Raw genomic sequence first — 23,715 nt, 5'->3', positions numbered from 1 at the left:
TCCTAATTTTATATGTGAATAGCCCTATCGTAAGCAGCTAGGACCGACTCGTGCATCATTTCCGATAAAGTCGGATGCGGGAATATGGTATTAATTAAATCTAGCTCTGTTCCCTCTAAATTCTTTGAAACTACATATCCTTGTATTAATTCGGTAACTTCCGAACCTATCATATGTGCCCCAAGTAACTCACCGGTCTTAGCATCAAATATAGTTTTGATCAATCCTTCAGCGTCACCGCCAACTAGGGCTTTACCATTCGCCATAAAAGGAAACCTACCGATTCTTAGTTCATGACCTAATGCTTTTGCAGCTTCTTCCGTCAAACCAACACTTGCTATTTGCGGTGAAGAATAAGTGCAGCCAGGGATATTGTGCTTATTGATAGCATGAGGCTTTAAGCCTGCAATGTTTTCCGCTGCAATAATGCCCTCATGGCTTGCTTTATGTGCTAAACAAGGTGCACCTGCTACGTCACCTATTGCGTAAATCCCTGATTCTGCTGTTTGCATTAAGCCGTTAGTAACTATATAGCCGTTTTCTACTTTAACTTTTGTTTTCTCAAGCCTTAAATTTTCAGTATTTGCTACAATACCTACTGCCATAAGCAGAATTTCAGCTTGTAATTTTTGTGTTTTACCAGCTAGCTCTAGTTCGATTTCTAAACCATCTTTTAATTTTGTTTGCTTAATTAGCTTAGCATTTGTAATAATTTTTATGCCTTTCTTCTCAAAACTTTTATGAGCAAGGTTTGAAATCTCTATATCTTCCACCGGTAATATTTTGCTATGAGCTTCAATTACTGTAACATCCACCCCAATAGCATTATAAAATGAGGCGAATTCTATACCAATTGCACCTGAACCTACTATAATCATAGATTTCGGCACATGCTGCGGTATCATAGCTTCCTTTGAAGTCCAAATTTGTTTACCATCTGGCTCAAATCCTTTTAAAACTCTAGCTCTTGCTCCGGTAGCAATAATAATATTATCTGCTTTTATTTTAAGGTTATCATTAATATTTATTACCTTATTTGCTTCAAGCTTTGCTACTCCATCTATAACAGTAACTTTATTTTTCTTAAGCAGCATCTTAACACCGCCAGCTAGCTTATTTGAAATTTCTCTAGAACGCTCAACTATCTTCTTAATATCAATTTTAGCAGAACCAACATCAACGCCATAATCTTTAGCGTGTTTTATATACTCAAACACTTCAGCAGATTTAAGCAAGGATTTCGTCGGAATACATCCCCAATTAAGGCACACTCCACCCAAATGCTCTTTCTCTATTAATACAACTTTTTTCTTTAATTGTGCTGCTCTAATTGCAGCAACATATCCGCCAGGTCCACCACCTATCACGGCTATATCATACTGTTCCATTTTATTTTTATTTCGTTGGTTGGTTTATTGTCATCCCGCAACTTGATCGCAGGATCTCAGGATACGGTCTGTGATACAAGATCCCGCGATCAAGTCGCAGGATGACACAGAGAACTTTTCAGCATCCACCTATTTTTCTCGTGCACTTTAATCCGTCCAATGATCATATCGGCGGTTCCCTCATCACCTTCTGCTTGTGCGATTTTTAAACCTTTATATAAAGTATCTATTATAATATCTTGATCTTTTACAAGGCTTTTTAGCATTTCATTTGCAGAAGCATTAGGGTTTGGCTCACTTATAGATGCTAGTTTTATCAAATTTGATAATGTCGGAACTTTAGCATCTAAAGTTCTTATTCGTTCAGCTAGCTCATCTAGACTTTCTGCCAAATCTTCATATTGCCCTTCGAATAATAAATGCAGGCTTCTAAATTCAGCTCCTTCAATATTCCAATGATAATTTTGTGTTTTGAAATATAAGGCGTAGCTATCTGCTAAAACCTGTTCTAAAGCTTTTATTACTTGCATAATATATACCTCTAATAAATGAATAATTAGTAGATGAAGTTCTATTTGGAAAAGAGCAAGGCACTTTGAAGCTTATAACCGCAGCGTACATACTAGTACGTGAGGATTATAAGCAAAAAGTAACGCCGCCAATTTTTCAAATAAAACGAGTATACTCCTATAAATAAGAAGTTATGAACTTTTTGACTTTATAGTATTTCATTTAATACTTCAAGTAAGTTGTAATATTTGTGCTGATTTAATATGATTTTCGGTGTGAGAGGATAGAAGTACAATACCACCACTATTTGCTTTCATGACAATTAAGTTATTTAGTAAATCTCTATTTTCTTTACTTAAATTGGTTTCAACTTCATCAAGCAACCATAGATCCGATTGGCAAGCAATAAGCCTTGCTAAAGCTACAACTTTCTGCAATCCACTGGATAAAGTATAGCATTTTTCATCTAATAAATCATATAATTTAAAATAATGGATGGCAGCATCTAGAGTTTCCACTGAATTATAAATCTCTGACCAAAATTTCAGATTTTCAAAAACAGTCATCTCAAGCTTTAGACCTAAATTATGACCAATATAAGTGCAGTAAGGCTTAGCAATATTGTTAATGTTAAGATTTTTATAGAAAATATTACCGTTACTTGGCTGCATAATACCCGCTATCATCCGTAATAGCGAAGTTTTTCCACAACCATTAGCTCCTTTTATATAGGTAATAGCAGAATCTAAAAAAGTAATACTTAAATTATCAAATAATTGTTTTTGATATATATTAAATTTTAATTGGTGAAATGATAGCATCTTAGTATAGCTCTAATAATACTATATCATGATTAGGGTTTTCATCTAACTTAGTTTCTAAAGCTTGGCTTCCAACATTTATATCAGTTACATTATCAGCAGAATATGGCAAATTTTCATTTGCCATTTCTTCTACTGTAAATAATTTAGAGAAAATTGTAGATAATATACCAGATTTTAATTTCATGAGTTTAGTTCAGCTTCAGCCCCAGCAAGTTCTGCGTCCTTGTTCTCTTGGTTGTCACCCATTCCTAATTTTTCACGAGCATTTCTTAAAGCTTCTTTATGGTCAGATGCTTCTGGGTTAACAACATGGCTTACATCTATCCCTGTTGCTTCATTAACGTCCTGACCAACTGCTCTACTTGCATCATCTAGCTTCTCATTTACGTCTTTAACTGTTTTTTTTATTCTGTTTTTCATATAGACCTCAATTTAAAGTTCTATAACTAGAGTAACACTTGAATCTTTTATAATCAACTAGAAAAATTTAACTAACAAATTCTCTACTGACAAATGAAATACATTTAAAATAGAACTTGGCATTAGACCGAAATAAATAATTAGTAATATTAAAGGAGCGATTGAGATTATTTCGTAAATATATAAATCTCTGAAATTAATGATTTCTTTATTAGTAATTTCGCCTAGCATCACTTCTTTATATAGCTTCAGCATGTAAATAGCACCAAGAATTATACCAAGAGCTGCTAAGAAAGTTGCTATTACATTTACCTTATAAATTCCAAGTAGGCTTAGAAACTCACCGATAAATCCGCTAGTTCCTGGCAAGCCGACAGAGCCAAGCATTGCAATCATAAAAAACGTTGCAAGCACCGGCATTTTACTTGCAACACCACCATATTTAGCTATCTCTTTAGTATGTAACCTTTCATATAAAGTGCCAACTATTAAGAATAAGCAGGAGGAGATTATACCATGGCTTAACATTTGAAATAATGCCCCGCTCACTCCGCTATCAGTAAAGCTAAAAATACCTATAGTAACATAACCCATATGGGTAATAGACGAATAGGCAATCATTTTCTTCATATCTTTTTGGGCTAAGGCGACAAGGGAGGCATATATTATAGCAATAACACTAAGCCAAATTACGTAAATTGCAAATTCTTGCGATGCGTTAGGTAGAAGTGGCAGTAATACCCTTAAAAAACCATAGCCACCAAGTTTTAGTAAAATACCCGCAAGAATAACTGAGCCACTGGTAGGTGCTTGTACGTGAGCGTCAGGTAACCATGTGTGAAATGGAATCATAGGAATTTTGATGGCAAAGGCAATAAAAATAGCCCACCATAAAATTTGCTGTACATGCAAAGGAAAATTATTAGTAAATTCGCCAATATTGCTTAAATCAAAGCTGTGAATCTTACTATAAATATATATTATTGATAATAAGAAAAATACCGAGCCAAAGAAAGTATATAAGAAGAATTTAACAGCCGCATATATTCTATTCTCACCGCCCCATACTCCAATAATAATATACATCGGTACTAATATTACTTCGAAGAATAAGTAGAATACTAATAAATTTATTGAGGTAAATGCTCCTATACAAAAGGATTCCATTAATAAAAAACATACCAAATATTCTTTTATATATTTTTTAACAGTAAATAAGCTTCCGATAATGCAAATAAGAGTAAGAAAGGAAGTTAAGCTTACGAAAAATATTGATATACCATCAATACCTACATGAAATTCAAGTCCAATTTTATCAAGCCAGCTATATCGTTCAACAAATTGATAAGTAGGGTTAGATGAATCAAATTCTATTAATATATATATAGTTGAGATAAATGTTAAAACACTACTCAGCACCGCAACATACATTGTATGTATTTGCTTATCGGGTTTTTTGCTTTGACTAATAAATAGCAAAATATATAGCACGCTTATTAGCGGTAGGAAGATAGTAATTGATATGATTGGTAATTCTAACATTTTTTTAAGATCTTATAAGTTTTTCGTCATTCTTAGCAATGGCAATGGCTCATATATCATTCTCACTTAAGGCTTGCCCGCATGGATCAGGTTTTTCGTCATTGCGAGAAGAAACTGAAAGTTTCGACGAAGCAATCCAGTAAAATGCATAGCATTTTTTATTAGTATTTTTAACTGGATCCCGTGAATAAATCATGGGATGACAGGGGAAAATGATCCACGCAGGGCAAGCCTTAAGCGAGAATGACACTACACGGCAACTAACCAAACAAAGTAACTAATTGTTACAACAACAAACAACACTACATATAAAGTATAGTTAAAAACATATCCAGTTTGGGTTTTGCCGGTCAACCTACTGAAACAATTAACACTTCTAGCAAAGCCATTAGGACCAAAACGATCAATTATTTTTTGATCACCAGAATAAAATAAACAAGCTAAGCAGTTAATAGGTTTTACTATTAAGAAATTATATAGCTCATCAAAATAATATTTATTGATTAATATTTTAGTAAAGTAATTATCTTTACTGGATTCCTGCCTACGCAGGAATGACATAACAACATCTGATTTATATAAATAAATCCCTACAACAATCCCTATTATCCCAACTACCATTGGTAATAACTTAATATGCAAAGGTGGATGAGTAATTAATAGCTTATAAGCGTGTAAATTAAGTAAACTATCATGGAAATAACCATTCGGTTTATCCATTGAAAGCAGATAATAACCAATCATCCCGCTAAAAAAGCTTCCTGCCACCAATAATGTAAGGGGATTATTCATTACTTTAGGCGGTTCATGAGCATGCTCGAAAACATCTTTTTCTAGTCTAGTTTTGCCGTGGAATACCAACATAATAATTTTCATTGAGTAAATAGCGGTAAGTATTGCAGCTAATATACCAAATATGAACATAAATGACCCGCTGCTATAAGCCGCTTCCAAGATCGAATCTTTTGAATAAAACCCTGCAAGCGGATAGATCCCTATTAACGCAAGCGAACCGATTAAAAAATTTCCATAAGTTATAGGCATCTTATTTCGCAGCTCACCCATTTTAAATATATCCTGCTCATGAACCGCATGTATAACACTACCAGCCGATAAAAATAGTAAGGCTTTAAAAAAGGCATGCGTTACTAAATGAAATATACCGCTATTATATGCTGATACTCCGCAAGCCATAAACATATAACCAAGTTGGCTACAAGTTGAATAGGCGATAATTTTTTTGATATCGTTTTGCATAATGGCAATGCTTGCAGCAAAAAGGCAAGTAATACCGCCGATGATCGTGATGAATTGTAGCACCATAGGACTGTATTCAAACAAATATGAACAGCGTGCTACTAAAAACACTCCTGCCGTTACCATAGTTGCTGCGTGAATCAGTGCAGATACGGGAGTAGGTCCTTCCATTGCATCAGGAAGCCAGACATGTAAGCCTATCTGTGCCGATTTACCCATACAACCGATGAATAACAATAAGCAGGCAATATCAAGGATAGAAATTTCAAAATCAGCTAGCAATATTTTTGTATTAGCTAATTTTGGAGCAAGCAAAAATACATCCTCGTAATTTGCTGAATGACAATAAAAAATAATCGTTATTACGCCTAAAATAAAGGCAAAATCTCCGACTCTATTGGCTATAAAAGCTTTAATAGCTGCTTTATTTGCTGATTCTTTTGAGTACCAAAAACCAATTAATAAATACGAACAAATGCCAACTCCCTCCCAACCAAAAAATAATTGTAAGAAATTATCTGCCGATACTAGCATTAGCATAAAAAAAGTAAACAACGAAAGGAAAGATAAGAAACGTACTATCCCCTTATCTCGAGACATATAGCCGAGAGAATAAATATGCACGACGCTAGATACCCATGTGACGGCTATAAACATTATGCTTGTTAGCTGATCTATATAAATCGACCAATCTACCTTAAATTGGCTAACTTCAATCCATGGCAATAATTTTATATGGATTATATGCCCGTTTAATCCTGTGTGATAAAATATTATTAATGCAAATAATGCTGATAAAGATAAAAACGATGTTGCAACTATAGACGCTAGTTTTTTATCTATTCTTCTTACAAATAATCCGTTTATTAAAGCAGAAGCAAGAGGTAATAAAATAATCATTATAGCAATGCTTTTATACATCTTTATCCCCTCATCTGATTGATATCTGTGACTTCAATCGAGCCTTTATTACGGAAATATATCAGTAATATCGCAAGACCAATAGAAGTTTCAGCAGCAGCTATAGTTAGAATTATGATGCTGAAAATCTGCCCTGATAATTCTTGCATATATACCGAGAAAGCAACAAAATTTATATTAACTGCAAGCAGCATTAGTTCAATCGACATTAATATATTGATAATATTTTTGCGATGCATAAATAATCCAAGCATCCCGATAGTAAACACTAAACTACTTAAGATCAAATAGTGATTAAGCCCTATATATTCATTCATATTTAATATTCTCAATTCCTTTATTTATAAGAGGTTTTGTCATTAATACAGCATTTTCTTTATTATGTGAAAGTTGTTTTGCAATATTTTGACGCTTTACTCCGTCACGTTTTCTAAGAGTTAACGTAATACAACCGATCATAGCAACAAATAAAATAAGCCCTGCAATTTGGAAAGGTATCATAAAATCAGTATATAATATTTTTCCTATTGCTTTAGTATTTGATACATCACTTGCTATGGCAAATGATAAATCAGAACTAAAATGAATATTTTTAGTACCAAGTAAAATAATCACTACTAAATCAGCAAACATAATCAAAGATACAAAAATGCTTAAGATAGGCTTTTCCTTTAGCTGCATTATAGCCTTATTAAAATGCATATCCAACATCATTATCACAAATAAAAATAATACTGCTACTGCTCCGACATATATGACTATTAGCATCATTGCTAAAAATTCTGCACCAAGCAGTATCATAAGTCCAGAGCCGTTAATAAAGGCAAAAATTAACCATAATACTGAGTATACGGAATTTTTGCTCAAAACAACGCATAGACTGCTAATTATGATTAATGTTGTAAATAAATAAAAAAATATAGGCATGAGTTATTATATTGTGTTTCCTCGTCATTGAGAGGATATGCATGGCAGATGACGGAGGCAATCTCGTAAGAACTCTTGAGATTGCTTCGTCGCTACGCTCCTCGCAATGACGGGTTGTATATTAAACCAATAAAGCGTTAGCGGCAAACTTGTCAATCATTGGCATAAATAAGACCTCGAGTTGTTTACGTATTACTTCTTGATCTTCTATTTTTTGTCCGTCTTTGCTTAAATTTATTTCACCTTTTACTACATGACCCATCACTGCATCAATAATAGCTTTCTTATCATGCTTACCATCCATATATCTAATAGCAAGTTTTTCAAAGAAATTAACCCCTACTGGCTCATGTTTTAAATTTGTAACCCACATATAAGGAGTATGGATTGCTTGATGTATTACAAGCTTCGTAGTTTTAGGCTTATTAAGCTCAGGTGTTTCTCTATGTTTCTGAGTAGTAATATTAATGTAACCTTGTAATACTAACTTCATTGCGTTTTCCAAAAGCTCAGCTTTTATTTCATTTAATTTAGTACCATGTAGCTTTTTATTAGCTTCCTCGGTTATTTTCTCAAAACTTAGAGGGTTATTAAGATGCTCACTAAAAGTATATAAAATAGCTTTCATGTAGGGTGAGGCAGTTGTCAAATTACTATCTTTATTGCCGTTCAAAAAGAATGCTAAGCTTTCAGAAGAATTATTAAGATCAACCTCTTTAAGCGATTTTTCAGGAACGACGTTAAAGATCATATTAAATTTCATTATATCTTCGTTATTAATGTTTCTATTGATTTTTACATCATTATGACATAATAAAGTAGATCTAAAACGACGATTTGTAATAAAATCCATATATTGTTCAGTTCTAACTATATCATTTACGACTTTTAACTGCTCTACCACTTTTTGTGGCATATTACCTAAATACATAGTAGAAAGGTTACAATCAGCTAAATATTGTAAGTTATGCTTTCTAGCTTCATCCATAAATTCATGGAAGTAAAACTGAGCATTTTCTTCTTCTAAATGATCATGACGTAAATAATGATCTGTTTGTTTCGATAATAATCCGGCTTCGGTTTTTAATACTTCAGCATAAGGTGTTTTTGAATTCTCTAAGCTATCTTTAACAAAATCTAATAATAATCTAGACTGAGCTATTTTATCACGTACATTTACAAATGAACTAGAATGATAAAGCACCATATCTCTAACCGTACGAACCATATTCCAGCCAGGTAAAGTATTATAACTGATATATGCTATACCGTTTTTGCTTAGGTTTTTATTACATACATCAAAGATTTTATCTCTAACATTTTTTGATACCCAAGACATTACACCGTGACAAATTATATAATCAAATTTATTCAAAGAATCATCAATATCAAGTATAGAACAATGATGAAATTCTATATTTTTCAGTCCAAGTTCTTTTACAGTTTTATTTGCTTCGTCAATTTGTACTTTAGATAAATCAATACCAACAAAATGAGCTTTTGGATAAAGAACAGCATGAGGAATTAAATTACCACCAGCAGCACAACCTAACTCTAATATTTTTGCGGTTTCCACATTAGGGGCATCTACACCGAAAAGAGTCGCAAGAGTGCTTAAATGAAAAGGATTAGTAAAGGAATATGGATAGCTTTCATACGGCACTTCGTCATAAGTATTATGCTTTATTGCCCCATTAATAACAGGTTGTGTATTATGTTTTTCTTTCGTTGTTTTATCGTGACCATTAGGAAGATTTGAAGAATTACTAGCTTTTGCAGACATATTTTTTCCTTATAAGTTAGATTAATTAGTACAGTTGCGATAATTAGCGTCATTACGAGCAGCGAAGCTTTGTTGTATAAATCATTTATCCATATATGCCGACAATACCTCCTCACAATGACAAAGCTACCATATAAATATTTCACAGAATCTTTAAAATGGCAATCTATAAGTAAATCCTATACCAAATTCTCCAACACCTATAGTTTTTTTAATAGGTTTTGCGGGTAAAAATTGTCCTGTTTTCATATCAAGTGTGTCATAATTAATTCTCACCCGATATACTGTTTGTAATTTTGCAGTTAGATCTACACTAAAATTTGAAGAAAGAGATTTTGAAACTCCGAGTCCTGCTTGCCAAGCAACACAATTCTTATGTGTTTTTCTTACCTTAAAATAATCGCTATTTATAACATCCCATTTTGAAGATGTAGGTTTAACTTTTACCTGAACTATACCACCACCTATTATTACGAAAGGAGTGATACCATTCATCTCTTCTAAGTCATAAATAAGATTTAACATATATATGTTCGAGAATACTTTAGTATTCCCAGGAGTTTTAGGTATAGTTAAACCATTACTTAAATTTTGTGGTGGTAATACGTAATGCAGACGATATTTAGGTTGATAAGTTGCCGAGAATTCAACAGATATTTGCGGATAAATCATATAACCTATTTTTCCGCTATACATACCTGCCCTTTTTAAAATAATTTCGGTATTAGAATGTTTATGGCGAAATTTACTAATAACAGGTTCAACTACGCCGCCTTCCCCACCTATATAAAAGCCGGTTTGCTCGTTTATATTTTCTTCGGCAAAAACAGCATTAGTAATAAAAATGGATAAAGCAACAGTAAATAATTGTAGTAATTTGATCATTATATTTATCTTGGAAAAATTTTTAAGGATATTATATCTTTAGCCTATTGGCGGTCAACTATATTTTTTCTAATTACAGAAGCAAATATGCCCAATAGCAATAAAGTAATAGTAACAGTTAAAGAAATATAAGCCGGAATGGCTATATAATGATGAATAAATATTTTAATTCCGATAAATATTAAAATTAATGCTAAGGAATATTTGATATAGCTGAATCGTTCAACAATTTCTGCAAGACAGAAGAATAAAGCTCTAAGCCCTAAAATAGCAAAAATATTTGAGGTGTAAATAATATAAGCATCATTAGTAATGGCAAATATTGCTGGTATACTGTCTATGGCAAAGACTAAATCTATTGCTTCTATTAATATTAATGATATGAAAAGAGGAGTAACATATAGTTTTTTGTTACGCGTAACAAAGAATTTATCCCCCTCCAGGTTAGGCGTAACATTTAAATATTTTATTATTGACTTATAAAGATAAGAATTTTGTATATCAAAGGTTTTATGCGATACATAAAAAGTTTTTACGCCCGTAGCAATAAGTATCACGGCAAAAATATATAATAACCAAGAGAACTTATTTATCAGTATAATCCCGCCATAAATCATTACAGCCCTAAAAGCTATAACGCCAATTATGCCAAAGAATAAAACACGATGTTGATATTTTTGCGGAATCTTAAAAAATTGGAAGATAATTGAGATAACAAAGATATTATCAAGCGACATAGCCTTTTCAATTAGAAAGCAAGTATAATATTCACGTGTGCTATCTGCTCCCATATTATAATAAATATAAATGCCAAATAAGCAGGATATTGTAAAATAGAAAAGGCTAAAGAGTAAGCTTTGCTTAAAGCTCATTACTTCATTTTTTTTATGTATAACCCCTAAATCAAGTACTAATAAAGCAAAAATTATGGTGTAAAAAATAATCCAACTCATAACTTATCTCAGCATTTTATATTGCATATGATAATATAATCCTCCACCATACATAACTCTTAGCTGGAATTTTATAGTATTTTCTCCTTGTTTTAAATAAGGCTTGATATCAAGTGGTAAATTTTTAGCTTGTAACGCCATACCTTGATCATTACCATTGTTACAATAAGCTTTTTGATCCAAAGAATCTTGAGAAGCTATAGGTGCACTAAGAACTTTTGTATTATTAACATATACAAGTGTACAATCATCATACCATAAATCTAGAATTTTAAAATAATCGATATCAGCCATAATAGCATCTAAAGTTACTTTAAACGTTATGGTAAATAATTTACTATTATCTGGTTCATTTGATGCATCTATAAAAGTTCTAGGATCACGAGGGAATGCATCTACTCCAAGGCTAGGATCAGGTTGTAATGGTACAACATTTAAAATAAAATCACCAGTTTTTGTAGTAGGATTATAAGGAGTATTTACTAATTCCGTAGGAAAATTGTTTTCAATAATTTCTATAGGTAGACCTTTTGATTCTCTACAACCAATATTTTGTCCTAAAGTCTCAAATTTAATAGTTTTATTGTCAAAATTTGATAAGCAGTAACGCTTAAGGCTTGTTCCTTTTGGTTCCAGATTTGGATATGGATCTAAAGATGGATCTATTTCTACCCAATTAGGTGGACATGTACCTACTCTTAACTCTCCTATATCTGTTTCACCCCACAATGCATTACCATCAGAAGCTTGTGGAGAAGTGATTGCAGAACAAACAGGAGCTAAAATAGGCGAACATAGATTTAACTCTCGCCAAGTTTTATCTCTTACATCTGAAACCTTAACATCATATGTTGGTTGATTAGGTTTTGCAGGATCATCACTAGGATAAAATGTAACTTTATAATATTGAGTAGCATCTAATATAGAGCCTAAATTAGATTTAGGTTCTAACCTATTTAAATAGTCTGTAGTTAAGACGCACACAGGAGTATTAGGATTATCATTATTAGTATAACAATTAGTATTATTAGCACATTTATAAACGGTAATACCTTTTCCTGTACCTGATAAAGTTTCTACTTGAGAACAACCGCTTGTACTTTCACATAAACTAAGATTTGCATAATTAGCATCTTCAGCAATTTTACTTTTAAGTACGCTACAATCTACAGTATTTGACTGATCTAATTTAGCAAGCACACAATTTATTTGTTGATTATTATTAGGATTACCAGGTGTTGTTGATGGTGGTGGTGGTACAGGACTACAATGCTGGAAATTCTTAGGCATTAAGCAGGTATGCGTTCCACCTTGTACATATTTACCATTTATATATTCCAAATATTTTAAATAGACTGCATTTGGATTTGAATTTCCATTATTGTCATAAGGCGGTATATTATCTTTATATACGCCGTGAATTGTTATTTGGTTTAACGCATTAGGACCTGAAAATGGCATAGCAATATATTTATCATCCGGATATTTTGGGGGATCTTTAGGGATAAATGCAACAGAAGAACTATAATTATAACCAGCAAGCGTTACTACACTTTCTGTAGCATTAGGATTATCAGGATCAGGTGCTGCATATGATAATGGGGTCACAAGTGTACTAGTTTGATCTATAATATTACCCTTATCATCTATTACTTGCATAGAAGCAACGAATTGTGGAGTATAATAGCTATTGCTTGGGCAAGTAATTCCCGAATATTGTTTTTCACATTCGTAAGTAGCTAAACTATATGAATCACTTACTCTAGGCACACATCCTGCTAAACTACTCGATTCAAATACACAGATATCTGCTGGATCTTGTGTATCTGTTTTAGTATTACTAATAGAAGCATAAAGGCTTCGAGGTTTATTATTACTATCATTTAAAGTAAAGCTTTTCTGTATTGGCATTAAATTATCTTTATCTTGAACTTGCACTTCAGGAAATTGTACGCTTACATCAACAAACTGACCTATATTAGCTCCCCATATTTTTTGACAAGAAGTTGAGTTATTTGCTTCTGCAGTACCACAATCAGGTATATCACTTATAAAATAATCACTAGGAGTTTCAAGTTTATCCATAACCTGCGAATATACTATTCTAAAACCTTGATTACAACCATTAGCAGTAACATCGCAAGGTAATTTTATATTTGTATTAATGCAAGGAGCACCACTTGAAGAACTACTACAAGGTTTAATAAAATCTGTATAAGCAGTAGCTACGTGAGCACTACTTGCTGAAGTAAATACCCCTTTTATTTCTACACAAGTATTAAGATCAGGATTGTCACCAGTACAAAGAGGTATAAGATTATTAAAACTGACACGCACTGTATTATTAATAATATTATTTCTAACATTTGACACTACGCAAGGCAAGACAACGGAAGATTGATTAAAAGTTCCATCAGGGTTTTTAACACTACATATATTATTAATGACTGCAGGAACGCTAAGCTCGTTTAAACTTTTACAAAATGGCGGCGGGTAAGGACCTAAAGGTAATTGTACACAACCGAAAGAAAAATCATCTACAGAACCGTTTAAAGACCCAAAAGCTTCAATGATTGGTATTATTACCTTATTAGGGAAGAAATTAAATAGATCACCTATAGCATTAAGTACAGTTTGTAGTACTTTTATTATTTTCGAATCTTGACTTATCATACCAAGCAGTTTAGAAAGTAAACTTGGTATATTTGCTCCACCAAGTGTAGTAACTAGAAATTTCAATACTTGTGCAATCGGGCTCAACTTAGTAGTTTCATGTAGTGGTTGACTATTAGGATTCCAGTCTACAAGGTCAGTATGTGGTCCTGAATCTGAAACAAGATTTACAAGACCTGGATCACTATATGCACAAAGCTTAGGGGAAGAAATAGTAAGTATTTGTCCGTCTACCCCAACTATAGTATCGTCACTATCGGTAAAACCAACTTTATTAAGATGAAATCCTGCAGTATATCCAGGATCAGCAGGGGAAGGATCAGAATTTATTCCAGGAGGAGGTGCCATTGCAGGTACTGCAATTCTGGCACAAACTCTAGTTAGCGGTAAACCATAACCGGTTGGCCATAATACGCATTGTCCATCCCAGTTTAAATTAGCGTTCTGAGACCAACAAGCAGCAGCATTACAGCTTTGAATTCTAATAGTTATTTTAGGAGTAAAATAGGTACTGTCTGGTGACGCTTGAGCACATCTATTTAATACAAAAGGTACAAACCTACCAGGATAATCAAATTGTAATAAACAATTATCAGTATCACGACCATCACTTTTATTCCAAGGAGGACAATTTGCACCTGTTTTAAATGTCTTTACTATTTGATTCGGACCTTTATTCCAAGTTTCTGTTCTTTCACTTTGTCCACAATTACAAGGATCAGTAATACAACCACCTATATCACCCCAAATACTGGCATGCGTATTAATTGAGCAAAATAAAAAAAATAATAAATATTTTTTCAACACTTTGAGTAATTGTTATAAAATAGTTGTTAAATAGTCGTATATACTTCTAGTAAGAATTCTTATTAGAAAAGTTGGTATACGAAGATCAACTTCAAAAAGAGCAAGAAGTTCATAAGACGAGGAACGGAACGTATATTTAATACGTGAGTACCGGAGTACTTATGAACGACGTAGCCAATTTTTGAAGTTCATCGAGTAGACTAGTCTACGTTTAGTGCATCGTATAGATAATTAATCCAATTATCTGGCGGTCCTTGGTATTTTTCTAGCACTTCTTTATAGATAGCCATTTCTTCCTTTTTACTTGATAAAATACGCACGACCCCGACTAATGCTGCTATACTTAATTCTAAAGCTATAGATTCATTATCTTTATTAATTAAAAACATTCTACTGGTAAGTATTAATTGCGATAACTTACGTATTTCTGAATCTGTTAAACCTAAAATCTCATCTAGATCTTCGATTTTTACATCAGACGGTAAAATAATTTTAGTATTAATTATTTCAAGCCATGCTTTTAAAGTATATTTCTTAAGGTAAATAAAATTAAAATTACCTACAAAGACACCATTATTTTCAGATAAATTATTAAAAATTAAGCTTATATTATCACTATAAATTTCAGGTTTATAGAGTTTATCAAAACTATCTGCAGCGAATATTTTAGGTTTAGTACCTACTAAGCTTAAATGGTAAGTAAGTGCATAAACTACACTAGCACAAACACTTTGATGTTTTTTTAAGTTATTATTAAATTGTTCTAAATATTTTCTTTCACTTGGATAAAATTGCTTAGCAAAAGGTTCATCTGAAAGCTTGTATAAATTAAGACCGACAATACTACTTTCATTAATATTAAAAACTGACTGGTCAAATAAACCGCTATATAATTGTCCCTCAGTGAAGCCTTTTAATTTATCTAATATTGTACTGCCACCCTCTTCTTTAAAATCTTCCAATTTTAAGATGTCAGAAAAAATTCGCTTTTCTTTATCAATTGATAAAATTTTACTTCTGAGTTTTTCTAAAAAAGTTAGTTCTACTTCATTAAGCGGTGAAATATAATGACCACTTAACATCTTTAAAAACTCTAAAATAAAAGCTTGCGATTTTTCTGTATCATCTACTAAAAATGGATTGATAATTTGCTTATCAATTTCTAACCATGTACCCTCTAATGCTTCGATAAAAATCTTAGAATCATTGCTATTAGAGATATAAATTATTGTTGGATCATACTTAGTTGATTCCGACACCAGAAAATTTAATAATACTGTTTTACCAGTTTTTTCTGTACCAAAAATACAAGTATTACCCCTACCAGTTTTATCATGAAAATTCATGAAATAAGGAGTACCTCTTTCTGTTCTAAGTAGTGTTAATGCTCGTCCCCAAGAAGTATATTGGCTACCTAAAGGTGAGTTGTGCAGAGCAGCAAGAGATGCTATATGATCTGACAATAAAGGCGACATTCTTCGTATGAAAGCAAAATTAGCCGGTAATTGTGCCCAAAATGTTTGTTCTATATTAAGATCTTCTTTTACATGAACAATACCAAGTTTAAAAAGCTCTCTTGCAGCTTTTGCAACAGAAGCAGTAAGTTTATCTTCATCTTCTTCTATAACAGCAATTGAAATCTGTTGATTACAAAACTCAAAAGAAGATTTATTATCATTAAGTTTATTAATCCCTTTATGCTCAATCAAGTTATTATCATTAGTAATTTTTAAAATATAATCCTGCCCCTTTAAAGCAGCAGTCACTACTTTTTTATCAACAAAGTAAAATATCTCGGTTATTATTAATTCAAGCGGCAGCTGCAAAAACTTATCAAGAGCTTCAGAAGGAGATTCTTGATATTCTTTGATAGATAACAAGGAAATAAATTTTTTATTCTGTTCCTGATTCGTGACTATCATTTTATCGCCACTAATCGTATAAGTACTTCTACCTATTGCACTTGATAAATCTATTATAGGTACTAAACAATCACTATCGTTAATATTAGCTATTCGGTTATATAAAAATAAAGGTGCAGAAAATGTGTTTTCATTTTCAAATGTTATACCAAGCTTTTCTGCATCAAATTCATTTAAGTCATTCAAAATATTATTAGCAAGACTTTCTAGCTTCTGAACAGCAGACTCTAAATATTTATTTTCAAAGTCTACGATTAATTTAGTTGATAAAGAATTTATCAGAGAGCCAAAATTTTTAATCTTAATCTTGGCAGAATCATGTACTATGGAAATATATAAAGTATTAACAAATTTATCATTCCAGTGGTTTTTTCTCTGCCATAATGCATGGATGTTAGCAGGTAATAATTTTTTATACGGAGTAGGATCGTCTAAATTTTGTTTTTCTCTTATTGTATGCATCCAAAAAGCAAAATCATAACTATTTGTATGCTTTTTTACGGAAGCTCTAATTATTTCACGTAAATTTTGTATTTTATCACTAATTTTTTCCGAACTGATACCATAGACTTTAATAATTTGTAGTAACTTACCATCCTTGGTAAGCAAAGTATGCTCATTATAGTGACATGCTATAGGTATAAAATTCGGAGCATTATAATTATATATATCCTTATCAAACTTTCGTAAACCACTAAACACAAATAACCTTAATTTAAATTAATTTGTTGTCATCCCTTGAAGGCTTTGTTGCATGGGTTGAGAGCCATCATTGCGAGAAGAAACTGAAAGTTCCGTACGTCCGCAATCTCAGAAATCATATGCTGTTTCATGAGATCGCCACGCTCCTTTTAGTCGCATAGCTTATGACGGGAAAAACGAGCCATGTAACGATCCAGTCACAGTATAACACCAAGCTATAATCGCAAACACTTACTGCAAAACTTTATCATGTAATAAACATTATTACAAAACTTTACCTAATTATTTACGTTTAATAAATGATTATTCTTTATATGCAGTGATTTTTTGTAACCCTCCCATGTAATTTACCAGAACATCCGGTACGGTTATTGAACCGTCTTCATTTTGATAATTTTCTAAAATTGCAACCATAGTTCTACCAATTGGTAAGCCAGAAGCGTTTAAGGTATGAACTAAAGTAGTATCATGACTACCGAATTCCTTATATCGTGCTTTCATTCTACGTGCTTGAAAATCACCACAATTAGAACAGCTAGCAATTTCACGATATTGTTTTTGCCCCGGAAGCCAAACTTCTATATCATAAGTTTTTTGTGATGCAAATCCCATATCACCTGTACAAAGTAGCATAGTGCGATAATGTAATCCTAGTTTCTGTAGGATAGTTTCTGAAGCGTTAGTCATGTATTCATGCTCGTTTTTTGACTCTTCAGGTGTTGTAATAGATACAAGCTCTACTTTACTAAATTGATGCAATCTAATCATACCTCTAGTATCTCTACCACTGCTACCTGCTTCTGATCTAAAGCATGGTGTATAAGCAACAAGTCTCATAGGTAATTTTTCACGAGGAATAATAGTATCGGCAACCATGTTGACCAATGACACTTCTGCGGTTGGAATTAGCCTATAGCCGTTTGTAGTTGCAAAAGATTCATCGGCAAATTTAGGTAACTGACCAGAATTATACATAGCATTATCTCGAACTAGCACTGGAGGCGACACTTCAAGAAAACCGAACTCTCCAGTATGAACATCAAGCATGAAATTGGCTAAAGCACGCTCTAATTTTGCTAAATCACCTTTTAATGTTACAAATCTAGCACCTGAAATTTTCGCTGTTTGCTCAAAATCCATTAGATCTAGCTTTACACCAAGCTCAAAATGTTGTTTTTTATTTTGAGCATTAAGATCTACTTCTCCATGAGTACGAATTAATTTATTCATACTTTCATCAATACCATATGGCACTTCTTCATCAGGAATATTAGGAAGAGTATTTAATAGCTCGTTTAGCTCATTATTATTGTTTAAATCTTGTTCGAGCTCCTCTAGCTTTTCATTGATGTCCTTGACATCTCTTTGTAATCCCTCAAATTCCTCGCCGCTTTTAGGATTTATATTACCTAAAATTTTTGACTTTACTTTACGTGCGTGCTGAAATTCTTGAATTAGATTAGTGATTTTTCTTTTTTTACCATCAAGCTCTTCGATTCTTTTTGCCATAGGTTCAATAAATCTCTGCCTAAGCTTATCATCGAATAATTCTTGATTTTCTCTAATCCATTTAATATTTAGCATTTATGACCTCGGTTTTTTCTATATAATTACATATTATTATTGAAATTTCATATAATAAAAGCAGCGGTATTGCAAGAGCAAACTGGCTTAATATATCTGGAGGAGTTAATATTCCTGCAATAATAAAGTTAATAACTATCGCAAAGCGTCTTTTTTGCTTAAGCGTTTCTATTGTAATTATTTTTAATGTATTTAATATTATTAAAACAACTGGAAGTTGAAAGGCAACACCAAAAGCTATAATTAGATGAATAACTAGATTTAAATATTCACTAATCCTAGCTTCTAAAACTATCGGTACTATTAAATCACGCTTTTCAAAACTAAGGAAAAAATTCCAAGCTTTTGGCATTACGAAATAAAAAACGAAAATACTACCACACCAGAATAAAATAGGCGATATAAAAAGAATAAACGCAATAATTTTTTTTTCATGGTGATATAATCCCGGACTAACGAATAAGTAACATTCTAAAGCAATTATCGGTATAATAATAGCGAAAGCTGCAAAAGCTGCAAGCTTAATATAAGTAAAAAATGCCTCAGTAAGTCCAGTATAGATTATATTTCGTAAATTATCCTTACTTAGTTTAGCAAGCGGTTCTAATAAGAAACTATAAATATTATCACTAAAATAATAGCAAATAGCAAATGCAACTATAAAAATAATAAATATTCTAGATAATCTTACTTTAAGCTCTGATAAATGTTCTTGAAAAGAATATAATTTCATAATTATTTTATATTACATCCCGTGAACAAGCAACGGGATGACACTAAAGATATTTTTCGATCCATGTAATAACACTTATATTTTCTTACCATACACTTTAAAGAAGACCAGTATAAATAACATACTAAATAACGTATTACAAAAAAAGAATAAAGACCAAGGAAGATATTTTGCACAAATGCCACCAAGAGCAGCTAAAACAATACGACTAACCGAGCTAAAAGATGCTATAATAGAATATTGGGTAGCAATAAATTCACTATTACAGAGATTTGCAAAATATATAGAGATAATAGTTCCAGCAAAACCAATGCAAAAATTTTGCGTAGTAATAGTTATTATAAATATCTTTACGTTATATCCGACAATAGCAAGGATCATGAACATAAGAGGTGAAAGTAATTGAATAATGCCGCCGGTTAAAACGCTGCGTAATATACCGATTTTTGTTGATAAAATTCCGCCTAATGCTCCTCCTACTATCATGATAAACAATCCGTAAGCCTTGTAAATAAAAGCTATTTCATGAGTAGTAAAACTTAAATCTAATAACAAAGGTGAGCTCATAGCCATAGGTATAGAATCAGCGGCTTTATATAGAAAAACAAACAGCATGATTAATAATAAATGCTGTTGTTCGTTTTTCAAGGATATAATGCTGCTTTTAATAACTTCAAAATATTGTTTTAGATTTATTAAATCCTTTGTTCTATGAGATTTTTGTTTCGGCTTTGGTTCTTTAATGCATAAAACAATCATAGGTCCAAGAAAAGTAATACAAATAGCTAATTTATAAACAGTACTCCAATCAAAAATAACCGATATATATAAAGCACCGACGCTACCGAGTAACATCCCAAGCCGGAATCCTATACTGCCGAAAGTAAACGCTAAAGAAAGTTCTTTTTTTGAAGTAGGTCTCTCAATGCGGTATGCGTCAAGTACAATATCCTGAGTAGCCGCACAAAAAGAGATAATAAATAATATAGTGGCTGTAATATATATATTATCACAAGGGCTAAAGCTTAAAAATCCGGTCATCGCTAAAATTAGGCATAGCTGTGATGCTATTGCCCAGCCACGCCTTGCTCCAAATTTAGAACATAAAAAAGGAATAGAATATTTATCAATAAAGGGAGACCATACAACCTTTAAACAATAAGGAAAAGCAGCAAGCGATATTAAACCTATTATATCGGTTGTATATCTTGCTTCGGATAATTGATACGGAACGGTAAAAAAAATTAAATTAAACGTGAAACCGGAAATCAGACCTAAGAGCAAAATCCCAAGTAAATATATTTTATCTATACTTATTTTCTTTATCAAAAACATATTATTTATATTGTATTTTTAAAGAATAAGGTGCGACCTTAGAAAATATCTTACCTACTACCGGTATTTTAGTTACAATACTACTAATGAAGAAAAATGAAGGAATAACGTTACCTTTAATTTGAATTAATTTTTGGTTAGTATCAATATTACCTTTCATAGTAAAGTCAAAAAATGGTCCGTGTGCTTCTGCACCGTATAATGTAATTACGTTTCCTTGATAACTAAAATTACCGTTCATATCTTCAAATGAAATATTCTTATTATTGGTTATCGAGCTAAGAAGACCAGGTATTGAAACGAAAGAAACTAATCTTGTTAAAAAAGGAGTATCGGTTAAGGCAAAACGTGTTATATAGAATTTACCATCTAATATTGGTATTATATCGCCTTTTTTAACTTTGTATCTTCTAGTATTTAAGTTAATTTTAGCATAACCATCTTGCATAGAACTATACATCCCAAGCCCTTTAAGTAATGCTCCAGCATTATCTGACTCAATTAACCATTGTTCATAGCTTTCTTGTGCAGTAAGAGACATCCTCACTTTTCCATTATTAGAAATATTGCTATTTAGAAAACCAGAGAAGCAGCGTACTTTATCACATTTAATCGCTAAATCAAAGTTATCTAAAATTACATTATCTTTTAATAAAATTTTATATATGTTAGTTTTTAACATTACATTACGTGTGGAATCACCATCTTTTTGTAAAAACCCCATCATATTAGAGTTTGAAAGGTCTAATACACTTCCATAAATTTCAGTATTTAGATTATGACTATCTATAGTTATTTTTCCGCTTAATCTTGTATTTTTATGATTGATGGAGAGCAAGGATATATTATAAGTATCTTTCTTAGCTAAGATATTACCACTAATTTTTAAACTATCATCCCCTGATAGATTAAATTCGATATTCTTATCTGAACCCTTATCACTTAATTTAGTATGGATATTTAAATTAGCTTTTTTACGCAACTGTTTGTGGATAGCTACTTTATCTATATAAAACTCTAAATTATCAAGGTTAGAATTAAGATCCATAGTTGTATTGTTATTTTGTTTCTTATACTCAAAATCTAAAACAGCACTACCTGACATTAATTTTAATATGCCAAAACTTTTATTATTTGCTGTAATATTACTTTTTATTTTAAGCAGGCAATTATTATTTTCATTTACCATATCGTGGTCGTAAGTAAAATTACTTACATAATTATTGATTTTACCCTTACCAGTAATATTTAATTGATTGTCTTTAAAAACACCTTTTGCCTCACCTTGTTGTAACAATATATTATTGCTTAAAGTATTAAAATTTATATCAGTTACTGTTGAGGTAACATTATAGCTATTATCGATTTCAGGATTGATAGGAATTATTATCTCTATTATTGAATTGGCATTTCCTTTAATTTCTTTCAAATCAATATCTTCATTTTTAACATTTTGATATGCATCATTTGGTATAAAATCAACTAAATCACTAATTTCACCTTTAGCAGTAGCGTTAAAAACAAATTGTGACTTAAGAGGTCCTTCCCATTTAAAAGTCATAATACCATTAGACAGAACGCTGTTACCGCTATAAGCCTCATTAATCAAGAATTTTATCTCTGCCCCTGAAATAACTATATTAGTATCAACTTTAGTTAAAGCAGGTAAATCTTTATGATATTTATATTCAAAATTTGATATATGCAAATTTGCTTTTAAATTATCATCTTCTAAAATATTTTCTTTTAAAAATTTTCTATCTAGTTTAATGCTTAATTCGCCGTTTTGAATGTGACCTTGTTTTATATGCTCTCGCAAATATGATATCACAGGATTATTAGGAATAATTTTTTCTACTGTTTGGTAAATTATCAAAGGAATATTTACTATATTGGCATTTGCATCTATGTTTTTATCAGTTACTTTACTGTTTAAAGTTAAAGAAGCTTTGTTACCAAAATTCAACTTACAATCAGCTATTTTAGGGTTACTTTTTGTATTGCTAGTTTTATAAACACATATAACTTTTCCAAGCGGCAGCCCTGCCCCTTTTTCATCGGTTAAAATATCACTTTTTATTGAAGTTAGATTTATGTTAGTTAAAATATTTCTTTGGAATATATTTAAGGAGTAATCACCATTTATTTGAGTATTTATAATTTCTTCCTTATTATTTGATATTACCGAAAATTGAGCTACATTAAAATATGCTTCTATTAATGAATTAGAAAATAAATTTTTGAAATTTAAAGTAATATCAAGGTCATTAATTTCCCCTTCAGCATTATCTATAAGATATAGAGAAATTTTATTAATTATTAAGTGATTTTCTTTAAAATTTAAGTCATCTATTACAGCTTTGATATCATTCTTACTTAAATAAAATTCAATTACTCTTTTTAAAGGCTTATTCATATGTCCATGATTTGCACTATAAAAAATTAAATATGCAATTAGAAACAATGCAGCAAAAGTTGTAAAAATACTAATAAAAGCTTTTCTGAGAAAATTCATTCGAGTTTATAAATCGATTAAAAGATAACGCAAG

The 23,715-nt window shown here is 31.6% G+C and carries 18 protein-coding genes; all 18 read right to left on the bottom strand.

Annotated features, from left to right (window positions below; genetic code table 11):
* Positions 1-8: 8 nt before the first annotated feature.
* Positions 9-1,388: a dihydrolipoyl dehydrogenase gene (gene lpdA, locus RBE_RS00480; RefSeq protein WP_011476787.1), complete on the bottom strand. Its 1,380-nt coding sequence runs from the start codon at positions 1,386-1,388 to the stop codon at positions 9-11.
* A gap of 89 nt (positions 1,389-1,477) precedes the next feature.
* A complete protein-coding gene (locus RBE_RS00475; RefSeq protein ID WP_011476786.1) occupies positions 1,478-1,918 on the bottom strand; it encodes a Dps family protein in 441 nt (146 codons plus the stop codon).
* A gap of 210 nt (positions 1,919-2,128) precedes the next feature.
* On the bottom strand, positions 2,129-2,719 hold the full coding sequence (ccmA, locus tag RBE_RS00470) for a heme ABC exporter ATP-binding protein CcmA (RefSeq protein WP_011476785.1): 591 nt from the start codon (positions 2,717-2,719) through the stop codon (positions 2,129-2,131).
* A gap of 1 nt (position 2,720) precedes the next feature.
* Complete coding sequence (locus RBE_RS00465) at positions 2,721-2,906, bottom strand: hypothetical protein (protein ID WP_012152262.1); 186 nt, start codon at positions 2,904-2,906, stop codon at positions 2,721-2,723.
* Positions 2,903-3,142 carry a hypothetical protein gene (locus RBE_RS00460; protein WP_012152263.1) on the bottom strand — a complete coding sequence of 80 codons (240 nt, stop codon included), beginning with the start codon at positions 3,140-3,142 and terminating at the stop codon, positions 2,903-2,905. Before RBE_RS00460 ends, RBE_RS00465 begins: the two co-directional genes overlap by 4 nt.
* Positions 3,143-3,199: 57 nt before the next feature.
* Positions 3,200-4,684, bottom strand: a complete 1,485-nt coding sequence (locus RBE_RS00455; protein WP_011476784.1) for an NADH-quinone oxidoreductase subunit M — start codon at positions 4,682-4,684, stop codon at positions 3,200-3,202.
* A gap of 249 nt (positions 4,685-4,933) precedes the next feature.
* Entirely contained in the window at positions 4,934-6,862 is a 1,929-nt protein-coding gene (nuoL, locus tag RBE_RS00450; RefSeq protein ID WP_011476783.1) for an NADH-quinone oxidoreductase subunit L, read from the bottom strand.
* Between the two features lie 2 nt (positions 6,863-6,864).
* A complete protein-coding gene (gene nuoK / locus RBE_RS00445; RefSeq protein ID WP_016948103.1) occupies positions 6,865-7,179 on the bottom strand; it encodes an NADH-quinone oxidoreductase subunit NuoK in 315 nt (104 codons plus the stop codon).
* On the bottom strand, positions 7,172-7,789 hold the full coding sequence (locus RBE_RS00440) for an NADH-quinone oxidoreductase subunit J (protein WP_011476781.1): 618 nt from the start codon (positions 7,787-7,789) through the stop codon (positions 7,172-7,174). Before RBE_RS00440 ends, nuoK begins: the two co-directional genes overlap by 8 nt.
* Before the next feature lie 121 nt (positions 7,790-7,910).
* Positions 7,911-9,572: a methyltransferase regulatory domain-containing protein gene (locus RBE_RS00435; RefSeq protein WP_011476780.1), complete on the bottom strand. Its 1,662-nt coding sequence runs from the start codon at positions 9,570-9,572 to the stop codon at positions 7,911-7,913.
* 153 nt (positions 9,573-9,725) lie between these two features.
* Complete coding sequence (locus tag RBE_RS00430) at positions 9,726-10,457, bottom strand: outer membrane beta-barrel protein (protein ID WP_011476779.1); 732 nt, start codon at positions 10,455-10,457, stop codon at positions 9,726-9,728.
* A 44-nt stretch (positions 10,458-10,501) separates the two neighbouring features.
* Positions 10,502-11,410 carry a TerC/Alx family metal homeostasis membrane protein gene (locus tag RBE_RS00425; RefSeq protein WP_011476778.1) on the bottom strand — a complete coding sequence of 303 codons (909 nt, stop codon included), beginning with the start codon at positions 11,408-11,410 and terminating at the stop codon, positions 10,502-10,504.
* A 3-nt stretch (positions 11,411-11,413) separates the two neighbouring features.
* Entirely contained in the window at positions 11,414-14,890 is a 3,477-nt protein-coding gene (locus tag RBE_RS00420; RefSeq protein ID WP_011476777.1) for a hypothetical protein, read from the bottom strand.
* Between the two features lie 200 nt (positions 14,891-15,090).
* Positions 15,091-17,514 carry a VirB4 family type IV secretion/conjugal transfer ATPase gene (locus tag RBE_RS00415; protein ID WP_011476776.1) on the bottom strand — a complete coding sequence of 808 codons (2,424 nt, stop codon included), beginning with the start codon at positions 17,512-17,514 and terminating at the stop codon, positions 15,091-15,093.
* A 303-nt stretch (positions 17,515-17,817) separates the two neighbouring features.
* Entirely contained in the window at positions 17,818-19,098 is a 1,281-nt protein-coding gene (gene serS, locus RBE_RS00410) for a serine--tRNA ligase (protein WP_011476775.1), read from the bottom strand.
* On the bottom strand, positions 19,085-19,831 hold the full coding sequence (tatC, locus tag RBE_RS00405; protein WP_011476774.1) for a twin-arginine translocase subunit TatC: 747 nt from the start codon (positions 19,829-19,831) through the stop codon (positions 19,085-19,087). The genes serS and tatC overlap by 14 nt, the downstream gene beginning before the upstream one ends.
* Positions 19,832-19,906: 75 nt before the next feature.
* Positions 19,907-21,166 carry an AmpG family muropeptide MFS transporter gene (locus RBE_RS00400; protein ID WP_011476773.1) on the bottom strand — a complete coding sequence of 420 codons (1,260 nt, stop codon included), beginning with the start codon at positions 21,164-21,166 and terminating at the stop codon, positions 19,907-19,909.
* Position 21,167: 1 nt separating this feature from the next.
* Positions 21,168-23,681 carry a DUF3971 domain-containing protein gene (locus RBE_RS00395; RefSeq protein WP_011476772.1) on the bottom strand — a complete coding sequence of 838 codons (2,514 nt, stop codon included), beginning with the start codon at positions 23,679-23,681 and terminating at the stop codon, positions 21,168-21,170.
* Positions 23,682-23,715: the final 34 nt, after the last annotated feature.

The organism is Rickettsia bellii RML369-C (assembly GCF_000012385.1).
Classification (GTDB): domain Bacteria; phylum Pseudomonadota; class Alphaproteobacteria; order Rickettsiales; family Rickettsiaceae; genus Rickettsia; species Rickettsia bellii.
The sequence above is the reverse complement of the archived record's forward strand: the minus strand, read 5'-3'. Positions and strand labels throughout refer to the sequence as shown.